Annotated in this window: 13 protein-coding genes; 6 read left to right on the forward strand and 7 right to left on the reverse strand. The window is 40.2% G+C overall.

What is annotated here, in order from left to right:
* Positions 1-52: 52 nt before the first annotated feature.
* Positions 53-1,369: a MobQ family relaxase gene (gene mobQ / locus ACO0K2_RS13045; protein WP_423019465.1), complete on the reverse strand. Its 1,317-nt coding sequence runs from the start codon at positions 1,367-1,369 to the stop codon at positions 53-55.
* A gap of 202 nt (positions 1,370-1,571) precedes the next feature.
* Here mobQ and ACO0K2_RS13050 point away from each other — a divergent pair, with 202 nt between their 5' ends.
* Together ACO0K2_RS13050 and ACO0K2_RS13055 are read left to right on the forward strand one after the other, a co-directional pair.
* A complete protein-coding gene (locus ACO0K2_RS13050; protein ID WP_422998957.1) occupies positions 1,572-1,850 on the forward strand; it encodes a hypothetical protein in 279 nt (92 codons plus the stop codon).
* 104 nt (positions 1,851-1,954) lie between these two features.
* On the forward strand, positions 1,955-2,851 hold the full coding sequence (locus tag ACO0K2_RS13055; protein WP_423019467.1) for a hypothetical protein: 897 nt from the start codon (positions 1,955-1,957) through the stop codon (positions 2,849-2,851).
* Between the two features lie 422 nt (positions 2,852-3,273).
* Here the strand turns inward: ACO0K2_RS13055 and ACO0K2_RS13060 are convergent, their stop codons facing one another.
* The 4 genes from ACO0K2_RS13060 to ACO0K2_RS13075 all read right to left on the reverse strand — a co-directional run bounded on the left by ACO0K2_RS13060 (position 3,274) and on the right by ACO0K2_RS13075 (position 6,317).
* On the reverse strand, positions 3,274-4,836 hold the full coding sequence (locus ACO0K2_RS13060) for a primase-helicase family protein (RefSeq protein WP_423019469.1): 1,563 nt from the start codon (positions 4,834-4,836) through the stop codon (positions 3,274-3,276).
* A gap of 138 nt (positions 4,837-4,974) precedes the next feature.
* The gene (locus tag ACO0K2_RS13065; RefSeq protein WP_423019471.1) at positions 4,975-5,301 is read right to left on the reverse strand and encodes a hypothetical protein; all 327 of its coding nucleotides are present in this window, start codon (positions 5,299-5,301) and stop codon (positions 4,975-4,977) included.
* 226 nt (positions 5,302-5,527) lie between these two features.
* Positions 5,528-5,818 (reverse strand): hypothetical protein, encoded by a 291-nt coding sequence (locus tag ACO0K2_RS13070; protein ID WP_423019473.1) that lies wholly within the window; start codon positions 5,816-5,818, stop codon positions 5,528-5,530.
* Between the two features lie 103 nt (positions 5,819-5,921).
* Entirely contained in the window at positions 5,922-6,317 is a 396-nt protein-coding gene (locus tag ACO0K2_RS13075) for a hypothetical protein (protein ID WP_423019475.1), read from the reverse strand.
* 414 nt (positions 6,318-6,731) lie between these two features.
* On the opposite strand from ACO0K2_RS13075, the gene ACO0K2_RS13080 reads away from it, so the two are divergent.
* Positions 6,732-7,568 carry a hypothetical protein gene (locus ACO0K2_RS13080; RefSeq protein ID WP_423019477.1) on the forward strand — a complete coding sequence of 279 codons (837 nt, stop codon included), beginning with the start codon at positions 6,732-6,734 and terminating at the stop codon, positions 7,566-7,568.
* A gap of 12 nt (positions 7,569-7,580) precedes the next feature.
* Here the strand turns inward: ACO0K2_RS13080 and ACO0K2_RS13085 are convergent, their stop codons facing one another.
* Complete coding sequence (locus ACO0K2_RS13085) at positions 7,581-8,795, reverse strand: helix-turn-helix transcriptional regulator (RefSeq protein WP_423019479.1); 1,215 nt, start codon at positions 8,793-8,795, stop codon at positions 7,581-7,583.
* An 18-nt stretch (positions 8,796-8,813) separates the two neighbouring features.
* Positions 8,814-10,205, reverse strand: a complete 1,392-nt coding sequence (locus ACO0K2_RS13090) for a tyrosine-type recombinase/integrase (RefSeq protein ID WP_423019481.1) — start codon at positions 10,203-10,205, stop codon at positions 8,814-8,816.
* Positions 10,206-10,658: 453 nt separating this feature from the next.
* Between ACO0K2_RS13090 and ACO0K2_RS13095 the strand changes: the two genes are divergently transcribed.
* From ACO0K2_RS13095 to ACO0K2_RS13105, 3 genes are all read left to right on the forward strand, one after another.
* On the forward strand, positions 10,659-11,297 hold the full coding sequence (locus ACO0K2_RS13095) for a TetR/AcrR family transcriptional regulator (RefSeq protein ID WP_423019483.1): 639 nt from the start codon (positions 10,659-10,661) through the stop codon (positions 11,295-11,297).
* 340 nt (positions 11,298-11,637) lie between these two features.
* On the forward strand, positions 11,638-13,092 hold the full coding sequence (locus ACO0K2_RS13100) for an alkaline phosphatase family protein (protein ID WP_423019485.1): 1,455 nt from the start codon (positions 11,638-11,640) through the stop codon (positions 13,090-13,092).
* Positions 13,093-13,209: 117 nt separating this feature from the next.
* Positions 13,210-14,508, forward strand: coding sequence for a cytochrome-c peroxidase (locus ACO0K2_RS13105; RefSeq protein WP_423019487.1), 1,299 nt, complete (start codon positions 13,210-13,212; stop codon positions 14,506-14,508).
* Positions 14,509-14,762: the final 254 nt, after the last annotated feature.

Here is a 14,762-nt window from a genome sequence, read left to right on the forward strand (position 1 = left end):
ATTGAGTCAAGTTACCCATGACTGGACACACTTATCAAAAAGCAACTTTCAATCAAATTTTCAATCGTGGAATTTGCACCTTCTCTTTCGCGCCAACAGTGCCACTTCCATCTGATTTTTCAACGATATAACTTTTAATGATGTTGGTATCGTTGGCAATCTTCAACGCTGGCTTATAGTCACTGATGATTTCTAAATCTCGTTTGGTCGGTTTATACCCTGTAATATTTTCTGGTTTGAACCCCGAAAAAACAGCTTCAATAAAAAGTTGCGATTTGACGGATTCAGAGCCCGTTATGTGAAGCCCTTGCCAACCTTTTTCAACTGCTAATTGAATTGCGACTTTGACTTCTTCATCTGTGCCACTATCAATTTTAATTTGACTTCCATAATCAAATACTTTTCCGCCACCATTGAGATTGATTTGAAAACATGTGCCGATTTCGGTTTCAATCTCATCCACTCCTTTGCAATCGCTGGCAAATATTTCCAACAAAATCGGAATATAAGTTCTAGCAAAAATCGCGTCACGATATTTTTTATTGTTCTTTGTGTCGGTTGGGTTTAAGAATAAATTCTTCGATTTTTTTGCTTGAACAATTTCTTGCTGGATTGGGCTGGTTTCACCTTCCAACTTCAATGAAGCGATTAATTGTTTACTTTTTTCGTTACTCATATTTTTCTCCTTGATTAATGTGTTGAGTGCCTTTCTTTTTGAGGTGATACCTCGTTTGTCCATCGCATGGCAATTTGCACCTACATGAACAGTCGGGATTTGGTCTAATCCTTGGTCATGTAAAGAACGGTGGTCAATACGGCTTTTACTTGTTGCAATCGATAATCTTCTGTTGCAATGCTTTGCCCATTGTTCACGCCATTCCTCAAGTTGTTCTCTACTATTCCAGTCACGATTTTTCTTTCCGAAGCCGTCACAAGTGATATTGATTTCGCGAGTGGTCAGCAAAATATGTGCGTGAGGATTACCCTTCTTATTGTGAATGCAAACGTCTGCAATCATGCCTTTGCTTATGAGCTGTGTATGCACAAATCGTTCAAGCAAAATAATGTGCTGTGAAGGGCTTAATTCAATTGGTAGGGCGACTTCTATTTCACGACAGAGTTGCGAGTCTTTTCTGGACTCGAAATTTTCAATGTGGTTCCAAAGCTGTTCACGATCTTTCATCCATTGCGGTGCATTCGGTGGTGCGAAGATACAGCGATAAGTAACTTCCTTTTTTCTGGAATAGTCAAACGTTTTACCGCAGCGGCGATCGTGGAGTTTTTCACTTGCTCGGTATGCTGCGGCTGCGACAGCGCTTTTTCCAGTGGTGCGGGTAATGAGTTTTACACTCAAATGATAAATCGCCATATTCATTCTCCTGAACGTCTTTGTTTGGGCATTCAGCTTTGAGCACACGTTGAGAGATTTATCCTCAATGTATAAGTGCGCATTTCGCTGTTTTATTTTTTTGCCTTTTGCGCTTGACGTTTCTTTTTTGTTTGTTATTTGTAGTACTACAGCGTGAATTTGAAATGTCAACGCCAAAACAATAAAAACAGGAGATGAAAAAATGAGCAAACCGAATTTAGAAAAATTACTCCAGCAAAAAGCGGAACTTGAAGCCCGTATTCAGCAAACTAAAAACCGTGAAGCGATGGAAGAAAGAAAGCGAGATACAAGACGAAAAATTCTGGCGGGTGCTTACGTTATTAAGCTGGCGGAGAACGACTTGAGAAAGCTAGGTAAGGAATTGATTTCAGCAGGAATGCTTGAGCCAAGAGACTATGCTTTATTTGGAGTGAATGATGATAATGCTGATTTTGATTTTAATCGTTTGTCTTTGGACTGATTAACCGAGATCGAAAATTATTTTTTATTAAAAATGTTGAGCTACAATGAACCCTTAGCTTTTTAACACAAAAATAATTTCACTCATCTTTCAAAGCCTTGCATATGACCGAAAAAAAAGATTTATCAAACTTAAAAACAAAGACCTCAATTCAAACATCTTTTTTTCAGGAAATCGAATATGAGAAAATAAAAAAGATTGTAAAAAAGCTAGGTGATGCTCCCGCGACGAAAGACTCGCATGGGCAAGATGTAGGACTAAGTATTTATGAATCATCTAAACAATCAGCTCGAGATTACACCATTAATGCGCGTGCTAGTTCAGCGATTGCAATAATGGATGTAATCTTAGCTGCTCATAGAGACTACAACAAACAGGTGCTTAAACACGTCAAAAAAATGCGTGATAATCACCCCAATTTAACGATTACAGAGTTGGAGAAATTACTTCAGCAATACACGACCGCGCCATCATTCAAAGAAATTTGGGGACATAATGATAAAAAGAAATTTGAAACCTTACGTTCCTTGATTCAAAGAATTTTGCCAATGCTCAAAGGAGTTGACAACAATGAAAATGATTTTGCGGTGTTGAGTGCATGGGCTTCGCAAGCAAATCTAAAAGATAAAAAAAATGATGTTATCGGTTCATTGCCAAATATTGGAATCGCAACTTTTCAACATATGCGAATGAATTTTGGGGCAGATACGGTAAAGCCAGATCAACGAGTTAAAGAAATATTTGAGTACGAATTTAGTCGCAAATTTAATGACAGAGATTCCGTTTTAGCTGCCCATGAAATTGCAAAAATTTGTGAATATACGCCGCTATTCATCGATCAAATATTTGTCAGATATGGTTCAGGATACTACCGTTCAAAAGCAAATATTAGGACATCAGTAATGGAAATTATTCGGCAATTAAAATTGCTAGGGGTCTCCGAAAAAATAATATCTAAAGCAACTGGATGGAGCATCGATCTTATTCGGAATATTGAATAATTTTCCTGAACGGCAAATAATTTCTTTGCTACACTTCTTGTCTTTAAGTTCTGCTCATTTCTACGGTGGGGAAAATTATCATAGAACCTTGAAAGCTACGTCCAGCTTATCTTTTCCTATTAGTTCTGCGGTTCTACTCTAGATAATTAATATAAAGAAGGAGAGCAGAAAGGCTATAGCGCTTTTTAGTTGTACTGAACTTCAGTCGTTCGAGCAGAACCTGTTTTTCCTTTTGCGACCCGCATAAATACGATGAATTTAGGTTCTACACGGCGGAAAGTAAATGCCGGTATAGGTTTAGAAAAATATCTGTTGCTGGTATTGGGTTGCACGGTTCTGCGCATTAGGCGTTAATTGAACATGGCTACTCCATAAATGAAAAAAGAGCCGTTCGGCTCTTCATTCATCTTCAACAAAGTTAATTATGCTTGCTTCTGAAAATTCACAACATTTGAATTGTCATCGTTAGATTTCAATTCACTCTCGTCTTCATAGTCAAAGAACACCATTGCTGGTTCAGCCTTACAAAGGTTGTAAGCGAATCGCTTCATACATTCAGTTCGGCTTGGTAACTGATAAAAATAACCCTGCGTTTTACTCTTCCAGTTAGATCGCCAGTTAGGATTGTCCTGTTCAAAGGCAAATACCTTGCTCATGGCTTTACCCATTTCGTCGGCACTAGGCATAAAACGAAATCCAAGGCTCTTGCACCACTCTAAGCAATCGGCATAGAAGGCATTACGATAACAACGGCTTTGGCTACCATCAGGAGCCTTCACAATCGTTTTATTCTCTACCAAGGCTGAACCATTTAAGACTTCATAAATAAATCGCTCTGGCAATGGCAAGCTGCGAATCATTAAATTCATTCGGGCTTTGGTGTTAGGAAAATCTCGTGGTGTAAATCCTGAAATGTCACGATTTTTAAGAGTATAAAAAATCGCTTCACGACCACCATTTTTAATCCATTCATTATATTGATAAAAGAACTCACCTGGTTTAGTTTTACCCTTATAGCGAGAACTACCGTCAATGACAAAAAAGCGACGATCTTCTTCGCCAACAGGCACACACCATTCTTCATTGGAAGCGACAAAAAGACGAGAATAATTTTTGACTTGAATCGCTGGACGTCCTTTGTCATTAATCATATTCAAGTCTTCGGTAATCATCGCTTTCAATCGTCCTTCGGCTGATTTATCACCGCCCCAGACCGCCTCATCTGCAAAAATAACGAAGGCATTTAAAAGGTGTCCATTAAATTCACCAGTTAAAGTGTGGGTTGATGATAAATGCTTATAATTATCGGTAAAACCGCCAATGGTTTTCATAAGTGAACCTTTACCGATACCTTGTGCACCTCTCATGACTATGGCAACTTCTGGCAACTCTGCAGGCTTCTGAACCATGTGTGCTAAATAATTTAAAAGATATTGCATACAACTTTGGTCGTCATTGCACAAAGCAGCAATCAAATCTAAGAAAAGTGAAATGTTTCCTTGCTTTGGTTTAACTTTGAAACCTCTCCATAAATTCCAGTACTTTTTCCCACAAGTTTCTGATGGGTCAAATACAATCCCTTCGTAACGAGTGGTAAATTTATCTTCAAGAAAAGCCTGTGTAACTAAAACTTTTTTATCTTCACGAGCTTTGCCTGACTTCGCTTTTTCTTGGGGAATATAGTGATAACGATGAGCATGAAAATTATGGAAATCCGCAATATTTTGAAACTCAAGGCTCTGCAAAAATGTATCTTCCCAGCAGATATATGTTTTCCCTGTGCGATTGATAATCGCATATTTTTCGCGAAACTCTTTCAAGTCACGAAGTAGAGCAAACTCACTTTCCATGTCGCTGTATCCACCAACAGCATTTGTAATTTCATTTCTTAATTCTGGTTTTTTCAAAGTGCTCGCGCCGCTTGATAATGGAGCATCACCAAATGGGTCAAAAAAGTTTACATCGGTATTTTCGGTATTATTCATTTTATTTTCCTTCACAGTTATATTCCATTTGACGGTGGATTCACACTTTGCACCTGCAAAATGGAGCCGTTTGTGCCACCAATAACCACATTTAATGGGGTTAATTTGCACTACGGTAGTCGCTGTAAATTGGTTGTATTAATGAATTGTCGTTGCATCTTCAGGTCTCGTTTTTAATTCAACCTGCATCGCAAACTGGTCGCCTATATCTATCATGCAAATATTTTTTACTTCACTGATAGTGTTGCCCCTGTTAGCAACATCAAGAATTAATGCAAACATGATTCCCATTTCTTCGCCACTCATTTCTTCGTGCAAAGCTGCAATCACATCAGCCCACAATTTAAGGCTTTCTGCATTCAGTGTTTTAGTTAATGGGATTCCGGCTAGGTTTGAAACATCAATGATGGTTTCAATGCCTGAGATTGCAGAACGAATTAATTGTTTTTTTTGGTAGTTATCCATGATTTTTTCCCTTTTTAAATAGTAGATTGCATTTTTGTTTTTTACTTCCAATCTCAGATAGTTTTGAGATGTTGGGTTGCCGCTACTTCCAGCAAAATCGCTCTATTTATGGGGGACATGGTCGCTGTATTTTTACTTCTACTACTCGCTACTACTTCCAACATTGACTGCTAAATAGCCCACTACTTTTTCTTATTGTCTTGGGCTATTAACTGCTTATGCTGTTTTACACCTGTGCATAAACGGTGGTAATGACTGGGTCATTTCTGACATAACCTTGCCTTGGTTTGGCGAAGTGGTGTTCAGGTATTTCAATCGCCGCTTGGATTTTTTTCATATCCAATATTTTCCATCCAATATCATCGGTACAACTTGTGCCACCGATTTGATAGCCACGAACAAACTCTTGACCTGTTGAGTTCTTACCGCAAATATAGGCTTCAATCATTCGTGGTAAGCCCTTATATAAAATTAATAGAACCTGCTTATTTTGAATTGCATCTTTAATGACTCTCATACGATTTCCTTTCGTTTAAATGTTTTTTACTGCTCCTTTTTTTTGCTAGATACTTCAGTATTAAGCGATGTTAATTTCCATCGCTGAATTTGGTATTATTTACTCAGTTATATAATGCTTCGTAATACATATTTCGTGGATCGCCTTCTACCCATGTTTGACCGTTGTATGGCATCAAATCACCATAAGATGCAATTCTCTCTTTGACTTCGGCAAGGGTTTCACATCTTGCGATGTAAGGCTGGTTACCTAGTTTTGATTTGTAGCCATCTAGGAAGTTTTCCTCCGCCATTTCTTCCGAACAAGCTCGAATGATTTTTTCGCCATACATTCCAAGATTCCAAAAACCGATTTTGTAATGTCTCTCGGTATATTCATCGTTAGTATCAGCATCAAGATATTCATCCCAGTCTTCTTCCATCATCTCGTTGACTGAAAATTGTTCATGACTTTTAAAGTAAATATTTTGCTTGGCATTACAATTTTTTAAGCGCTTCATTTTTATCTCCTTTGTTTAGTTGGTATTGATATTGTGTACTTACTTAATTGGATCCTCAACGGTTTGAAAATATTCGTTTCTTTCCAAAATCATTTCTCGTTTCAATACAGCACAATCATAATAATTTCGCTTCTACATGCTTGTTCAAGATCTGCTCCACTGAATTTATTCTTCAATCTTCGATTACCTGAAACACGATTAAGAGAATATTCTTTTACTCAAAATTTCTCATTGGTTTGAAAATAAAAGTTTCTGTCCAAAGAAAAAATCCGTACTGATTACCTAATCAGGATTAATAGATTATTCCGCCCGCTATAAATACTCATTGGTTTGAAAATATAAGTTTCTGCCCAAAGAGACGTGATTAAGCTAATTTGTTAAAATAGTCACATCAATATTGGTCGGAGTAATATTTTGGAAAATAAGAAAAAAGACGGAAGGCCTGGGAGAACTTTATTGGAGACCATGCAAACAAAAGCATGGCTTACTTATATTTTGAAATCCAAAAATGCAACTAACATTAGTGAGCTTGATAGGCTTGTTTTTAAAGTCGCTGCAAACACTGCAATTAGCCGCGCTAAATTAGATGGTGACATACCAGATATTCGATGGGACAAGTATCAGAACCATGGTAAAAGCCCAGATGAAACTAGACTGAATTTGGTGGATACGCCAGATCGTGTACCAGGATCAAAGCCGGTATTCCAATCTGGCCTATATGAAAAAAATGAACTGATCCCAGTTTGGCGATTATTTGAGATCAATCCCAATTTCCGCTCACACGAATCAGATCATTTATGGGTCATGGTAGATGCCATTTGTGGTGAAATGCAAAATTTTAGAGACTGTGGCGCACCATATTCAATTCGGGTCAGTTCATTAGCTAATTTATTTGTTCCAAAAGCTGAATGGGAACAATTAGAATTTTCCAAACCTGAGTGCAATCCCACAGTCAACGCGATAAAAAAGGCTTATACCGATGGCTATTTTCAACCAAGTTTGAAATTATTAGCTGGTGCTATGGCAATGTGGCGAATTGCGATGGATGTTGGTGAAAGCATGGCTCAGATGGAATACCTCGTTAAAGGATTGTTACTTTGTGAGCCATGCATTCAGGCTTTAAAATCACACAATATATATGACGAATTTTTAGAAGCGATTAACATTATTGAGATCAATGACTGCATTCGCCGCGGAGATCTTGAAACTGCAAAAAAAATTACTAAACACTTATTGGGAAAAGCAGATTAAGTCAAATACCCACTAAAATGGATTTTTCTTAAATGACTTCTTAGGTTTTTCTGGTAAAGATGCTTGCAATTTTTTATTCAACTGAAAACCACTCAACACTTTTGAGAAGACACTAATCTGAGCGCCGTCTGATTGATTGATTTCTTCTGCAATTGAAATTGGACTCTTGCCGTACTTTTCATCAGTATTTACATCAAGCCCATTTTCCAATAAGCCTAATAATAATTGTTGGTAGTATGGTGACTCTTGATTAGGATAATTCAAGTGAAAATTTTCAGCGAAGGTATCTGCCATTATATGAGCTACAGTCCCTGAAAAAATTTCATTGTTGTGCGCATCAATAATTTCTGCTGCGTGATTAATATCAACCCCAATTTCTTTCAAATATTCAAATACATATACTGGGTTTTCATGGCAAAAATTTGCTTCATCTTGCTCAACTATATTTTTCCAAAACCAGAGAGTTGGATTAAAATTTTCTGCTAAAAAATTGCGAGAAAAATCTTTGCCAATTTCTTTTGCGAAATCAAGATTAAATGCCAATGCGGTTTCAAAATAGCCCAACCGTTGCGTATCGGTCATTCTTTTTTCCCAGTCACCGTATTTTTTTCTGGCTTCAGCAGGATTTTTTGCTATCAATTCCGTCATTTCATTCAGCGCGACCAACAGATCTTTTAGTTCGTTTTGATTTTCTGGCACTGTCGGCGGCTGCAAAGCGGAAAGAGTCATTACTCTTACCAACTTAAAACCATCAGGCTCAATTTCACAGCCATTATCTAAACTACGGAAAAATCCGAGATATTTATTTTCATAAATAATGACCGGATATAAATCGAAGAATGAAGAGCTTTTTTTTCCAAAATCTTCATCAGTTTCAAATTTGGTGAGTCCCTTTACATGAGCTTCACTAGTTGAAGATACGGTATGAGTTTCAATCCAATCTCTAACTGCTCCAACAGAATAACGAACAGATTTTGGTAGGCGAACAAATTGCGGACCGCCACCTTTTACTCGCCATTTTTGCAAGGTTGAAGGTGATTCACCTAACCAATCAGCGAGCATTTCTTCATCAATTAATTTTGACTGAGAAAGGCTATCAAAATCAGTATTAGCCTTTATTTTTAGGTTGCCTGATAATGTCTCTAAAATAGCTGCGATATGAATCGCAGTCATTGGCGTATCTGGTGGCAGCTTTTTTAGCTTATATAAAAAGTCTTCAGTATTCATATGGGAACCAAATGCAGATTAGTTTTTAGTCGTTTTAATTTGGCGAAATTTTTCAACTTGGCTTATGAAAAAATTTTCCACTGTCTGCAAAGTATCCAGAATTGTCCCTTGGTTTCTCAGCAAATAACGGACATTAACATCTGTCATTTTATGTTTCAAGCAATAATTAATTATCCGTCCATCTGCTTGCATTAGATGGGCAGCACTACCCCAAGTCCTGCGTAAATCGTGATGAGAGACAAATTTCCCACTGAGTTCTTCAAGCTGTTTGAAATGGTGTCGTGCATCCTGCGGAATATGCCCAGTTTCACTTTCTGGATACGCAAAAACAAATGGATATTCTTTCGCTTCCTTATCAATTTTTAGATGAATTTCCCAAAGCTTTTTTAGAATTTCACAAGCCAATTTACTTATTGGAAAAGTGTAGTCTTCCCCGTTTTTTGTTTCAAAATAAGTTACCTGATTTAATTCAAAATCTACCTGGCTCCACTGCATATTGGCAATATCAATAGATCGCCCAGCCTGTAGCAAACTAAATAAAATGTATGCTGACGCTACTGGATTGACTTCGCTATATTTTTCAATGGCATTCCACCAATCTGCAATTTCAACCTTTTGGAACTCTACATGTCTAGTTTTTACATTCGTAGCTTTCCAACGCTTGTATACCTTTAAAACATCTACTGGATTCCTGAAATTTTCTTTTTCATCTAACTGCAATCGTGGAATTATAAAATTGTAGGCCGAATTTAAAAGTGTGAAAGCAACCTGATGGGTCCGAACAATTGGAGCTAACCCCTTCTTTGATATTTTCGTCGGTAATGCCCGATTAAAATAATCAAATCTTTCCAAAATTTCTTCTCTGGTTATTTGGCGGAACGGACGATTCAACCAGCTTTCTAACTCAATTTTCCGATCAATAACCCACTCATCATTTTGATTCTTTTTTAGTAAAGTAATGGTTCTTTGGCTCATGTAATCCATACACGATTTCATAGATGTTAGCGTGCCTGATTTCCCACCCTTTTCATCAATCAAATGTTCCTGCTTATATTCTTCTAATAGCCATTGCAATGTTTGACTTTCTACTTGGGCATCTTTTTTATGTTTTTCAATGGCTTCTTTTTTTACCTGATTCGGATCAATGCCTTGAGCAATTTTTGCTAATTCCTGTTGAGCTAAAACACGAGCCTGATCAACGGTCAAATGTCCATAGCGTCCGATTGTTACACGCTTAGGAACGCCATATGGCGTTCGCTTATAGACAATGAAAGTTTTACTTGCCGAACCAATGCGAATAGCGAATCCTGGCAATTGTGTATCGTGAACAGTTTTCTGCTTATCGGGTGAAAACGGCAACCGATCAATTTCGCTTTTGGTAAGTTTTACTTTATCTGGGAACTCATACATAACAATATCCTTATTCTAGATTAGGCTACGCATAGGCTACACCACAACGGCAAACAATGGCAACCAACGGAAATCAACAGAAACCACTTAATCCAATAAAATCAAGAAGTTACATAATAAAACTATTTTCTCATAGCGCCAAAAAAGATGGGAAACAATGATTGAAAATCCTTGTGTCGGTGGTTCGATTCCGCCCCGGGCCACCAAGAATTAAGCCGTTTAACAGAGAAATTTGTTAAGCGGCTTTTCTGTTTTTGCCATTCATTTTCTTCGCCCATGTTTCCCCCAATGCCAAACGCTCGCATATCAGTCCTGATCTGTGGCTAAATGCTTGTTTTGCATCACATTTTTGGAAGGGCGGTTGGAGGATGGTGCGGTTCAGTGGGGGGCGGTTTTATGACATAATACGGTCATATAGTTATCAATAAAAAAATGATCAATCCCGAAACGCATGTGTCTACGCCTAAGGCAAAGCGCACTAGGCAAAAAATCTTCGACGTTACACAATATATTCTCAGTAACGAGGGCTATGCCTCGTGGAGCGAAGAGCATCTCTGCGAATTATGTCAATGCACTCGGGGGGCGTTTCGTTACCAATTTCCTAAAGGTCGATACGACCTATTTCCTGCCTATCTTGAAGCGGTGATTGCGCAGGATGCAAAGATGGTGGAGTCATTGGGGCATTTGTCGCCGACTTCACGCATGTATCTTTTTCTGATGAGTATGCGTTCACGACCACCGTCTGAGGCGACCCGTGCCATGCTGGAATTATCGATGGCGGCAAGGGGAGATGCTGCATTGTTGGCGACGATTGATCCGATTATGAGAAGTGCCAATCAGCGTGTTCTGGGGCTGGCTGAGGGGGATATCACTCCCGAGATGGCGGCCTTGCGTTGCTTGTTGCAGGGTGCCAGCATGTATAGCTTTGACAAGGACTTTACGCCTGAGAAGCTCAATAGCATGTTGGATTGGATACTGCAATTTCTGCCGATTCCTCCTGAGTTGGCTGCGCGCACGACTGAGATGGTTCGTGTGCGACGCGAAGCGGGGCCTGTTGACGCATTAAACAAAAGCGACGCTGATCCTGAGTAGGGAGTCGTTTTTTTGTTGATGTACGCTCTCTGCTCTCTCTGAATTACCTGATCTACCTGATCTGCCTCATCCACCTCATCTACTTGTTCAGCAGTCACCATCCCGATCATCGATACAGGATGGTCCTGTCGTTCTGACATTTTCAACGCCGCCTAGGTTCAAGTCGCTCTTCTGCCCCTCATCAATCGTGCCTCCACCCTCTCGGTGAATTGTCTTTTTACTCTTTAAGTCCTCTTTTTCTCAAAAAACATACAATTTTGTATGTCGTCATAAAAAAGACATATTTGTATGTTTTCATTGTTGTCGCAATTTTCACCTTCTCTATGAACTTTGGATAACCATGAAGCCCACAAAAACATTCACTTATGCACTCGCTGGCTTGATCAGCGCCGCATCACTGCTATTGGCTGCTTGTAGCGGTGGCAGCACATCAACGCCACCACCGCCACTCGGCGTACCAACAACTTCGGCAAGTAATATCAAGCACGTCTTTGTCATCATGTTGGAGAATCACGGATACAGCGACACCTTTGGCACGAGCACGCAAAACCCGTATATGCAAAAAACTTTGGTTCCTCAGGGCGCGTTGCTCTCGAATTACTATGGTACTGGCCACGTCAGTTTGGATAACTATGTGTCGCTGCTGAGCGGTCAAGCGGCAACGCCTGATACCATCAACGATTGCGTGCCTGGCGGTCTATCGAAATTGTTTGCAGGCGCGAAGCAACAGTTTTTGGATGTCAATCAAACTGGCACCACCAGCGATGGCCAAGTCATTGCGAGCGGCGGCTGTGTGTATCCTGCTTCTGTTAAAACCTTGCCTGATCAGCTAGTGGCAGCGGGTTTAACATGGAAAGGCTACATGGAAGATATGGGCAACGACCCTGCCCGTGAGCCTGCTGGTTCTTGTGGTCATCCGACATCAGCGCCAGTAGGTTCAAGCACGATTGTCTATGATCCATCGACGACCTCCGAAGCGCCAAGTGCAGCAGTTCCTTACGGCGATGCTTATGCGACGCGTCACAATCCATTCCCGTATTTTCATTCGCTTGATGCGACTTGCAATGTCGTTGGCTTGCCAACCTACATTCCTACGGCCACAACATCACCTGCCGTTGCGGCGACGACACCTGGGCCTAACTCGCAGTTAGCGAAAGATCTGAGCTCTTACAGCACAACGCCAAACCTTGTGTTCATTACGCCGAATCTGTGTAACGACGGCCATGATGGTGACGGTACAGGTAAATCGCCTTGCGCGAACGGCCAGCCTGGTGGGTTGAAATCGGCAGACGCTTTCCTGCAATATTGGATCCCGATTATTCAAGCATCTCCTGCGTACCAACAAGATGGGATGATTGTGATCACTTTTGATGAAGGCGAATCGACCAATACCTTTGGCTTTGATGCGAACAAATTGATTAATTCGTTGACAGTGACCTACCCAGGGGCGATCTGCTGTAATCAACAAGCAGGTCCTAACTTAGCAAGCTCCCGCCCAACGACGTATCAGCTCTCTTTGCCACAAGCCTATGCATCCGCATTTGGTTTGCCTTCAGCAGCGGTATCGCCTTCCGGTGTGAATCTGACCTTCGCGATGAATAATTACGGTGGCGATAATGTGGGGGCGATTGTGTTGTCTCCCTTTGTTAAACCGGGGTCGGTATCGACAACGCCATACAATCATTATTCGTTATTACGATCGTTAGAACAGATTTTTAAAGTGAATGCATATCTGGGCTATGCGAACGATTCAACGTTACAACGCATCGGTGATGACGCAGTGGTGTTCAAATAATCTGATCTTCATTGCACAACAAGTCAGTCAGTTTTCTGCCTGATTTGTTGTGCTTTTTGTTTTGATTTTTGTTTTGTTTTCTATTTCGTTGTACATCAACGCATTCTTGCAGAAGCTATGACTCTCACCTTTTCAGCATCACGACCTATCGCTTTCAACATGACTGCAATGAAACTAGCACGACGCATGTCATTGCTCATTCTCTTCTTGGTTGTCATGAACGGATGTGGTGATCACACCAGCATTCAAACACAAGAGAATAAAAAAGCGAACAACGTCAATATTGAACTGGATAAAAAGCGCGCTGCAGAAATCGGGCGTCAGCTTTTTCACGATAAAACCTTATCCGCTTCCGGACAACAGTCTTGCGCAAGCTGCCATGATCCTGCTTTTGCCTATGGGCCCAATAACGCACTCTCGGTACAGTTAGGCGGTGCGCATCTGGATCAACAAGGAACGAGAGCGGTTCCTTCACTGCGTTACGTGCTCGACCGCACACCTGCTTGGCATATCCCATATGTCAGAAGTTTGGGTGAGCGAATTCGTGAAGGCATAGAATCGCCGTCCGGTGGTTTCACATGGGATGGTCGCGTCAATACGCTCCATGAGCAAGCAGCATTTCCATTGATGGCCGCTAATGAAATGGCCAATACATCGATAGAAGACATCGTTAAAAAAATAGCCGTCGCGCCGTATGCGCATCAGTTTCAAGCGGTATTTGGGACTGACATTTTTAATACGCCACAGAAGGCTTATCAAGATGCCTTAATGGCGATCGAACAATTTGAAATCAGTGATGAAAGCTTTCATCCTTTCACCAGCAAGTACGACGCGTTTCTCGATGGCAAAGCGACGCTCAATGATGCTGAACTACGTGGTCTGCGTTTATTTAATGATCCAAACAAAGGTAACTGTGCAAGCTGCCACAGCAATAACTTAGGACAAGATGGTTCACATCCGTTGCTGACGAATTTTCAGTATGAAGCCTTGGGCGTTCCCCGCAATCACAACATCAAGGCAAATGACGATCCCCATTTTTATGATAAAGGAGTTTGTGGACCAATCAGAAAAGACCTCACAGATAACGATAATCTATGCGGATTTTTTAAAACGCCAACGTTACGCAATGTGGCGAGCCGTGCAGTATTTTTTCATAACGGATACTTTCATTCACTCAAAGAAGCGTTGACATTTTATGTTCAGCGCGACACCAATCCAGAAAAATGGTACCCGACAACAAAAAATCATGTCACGTCTTTTGATGATCTTCCACCAGCACAACGTGGCAATGTCAACACCATCGATTTGCCAATGAATAACACGCGTGGTGGAAAACCTATCTGGACAGAAAAAGATATCGATGATGTCGTCGCATTTCTGAAAACGCTCACTGATCAAGACGTTATGAATCGATAATGCTTGAAAACAAATTGATTGAATTTAAAAGAAAAAGTTTGGTCAAAAAACATCTGTATTCAATTATTTCATTTCAAAATAATCGTTCACATCAGATCCCTGTCTATAATTAAAACGCTATCAATCAGCGCAAAAATGTCACACGTGTCGATGAATTGCACGTCAACAAATCGCGTCAAAAACGATTGCGATGAAACACCGTTATTTGTCATATGCAATGCGTTTCCATGAACGCGATTGACGAATTTTTTGCG

Origin of the sequence: Undibacterium sp. MH2W (genome assembly GCF_049340215.1) — a bacterium.
Lineage (GTDB): Bacteria > Pseudomonadota > Gammaproteobacteria > Burkholderiales > Burkholderiaceae_D > Undibacterium.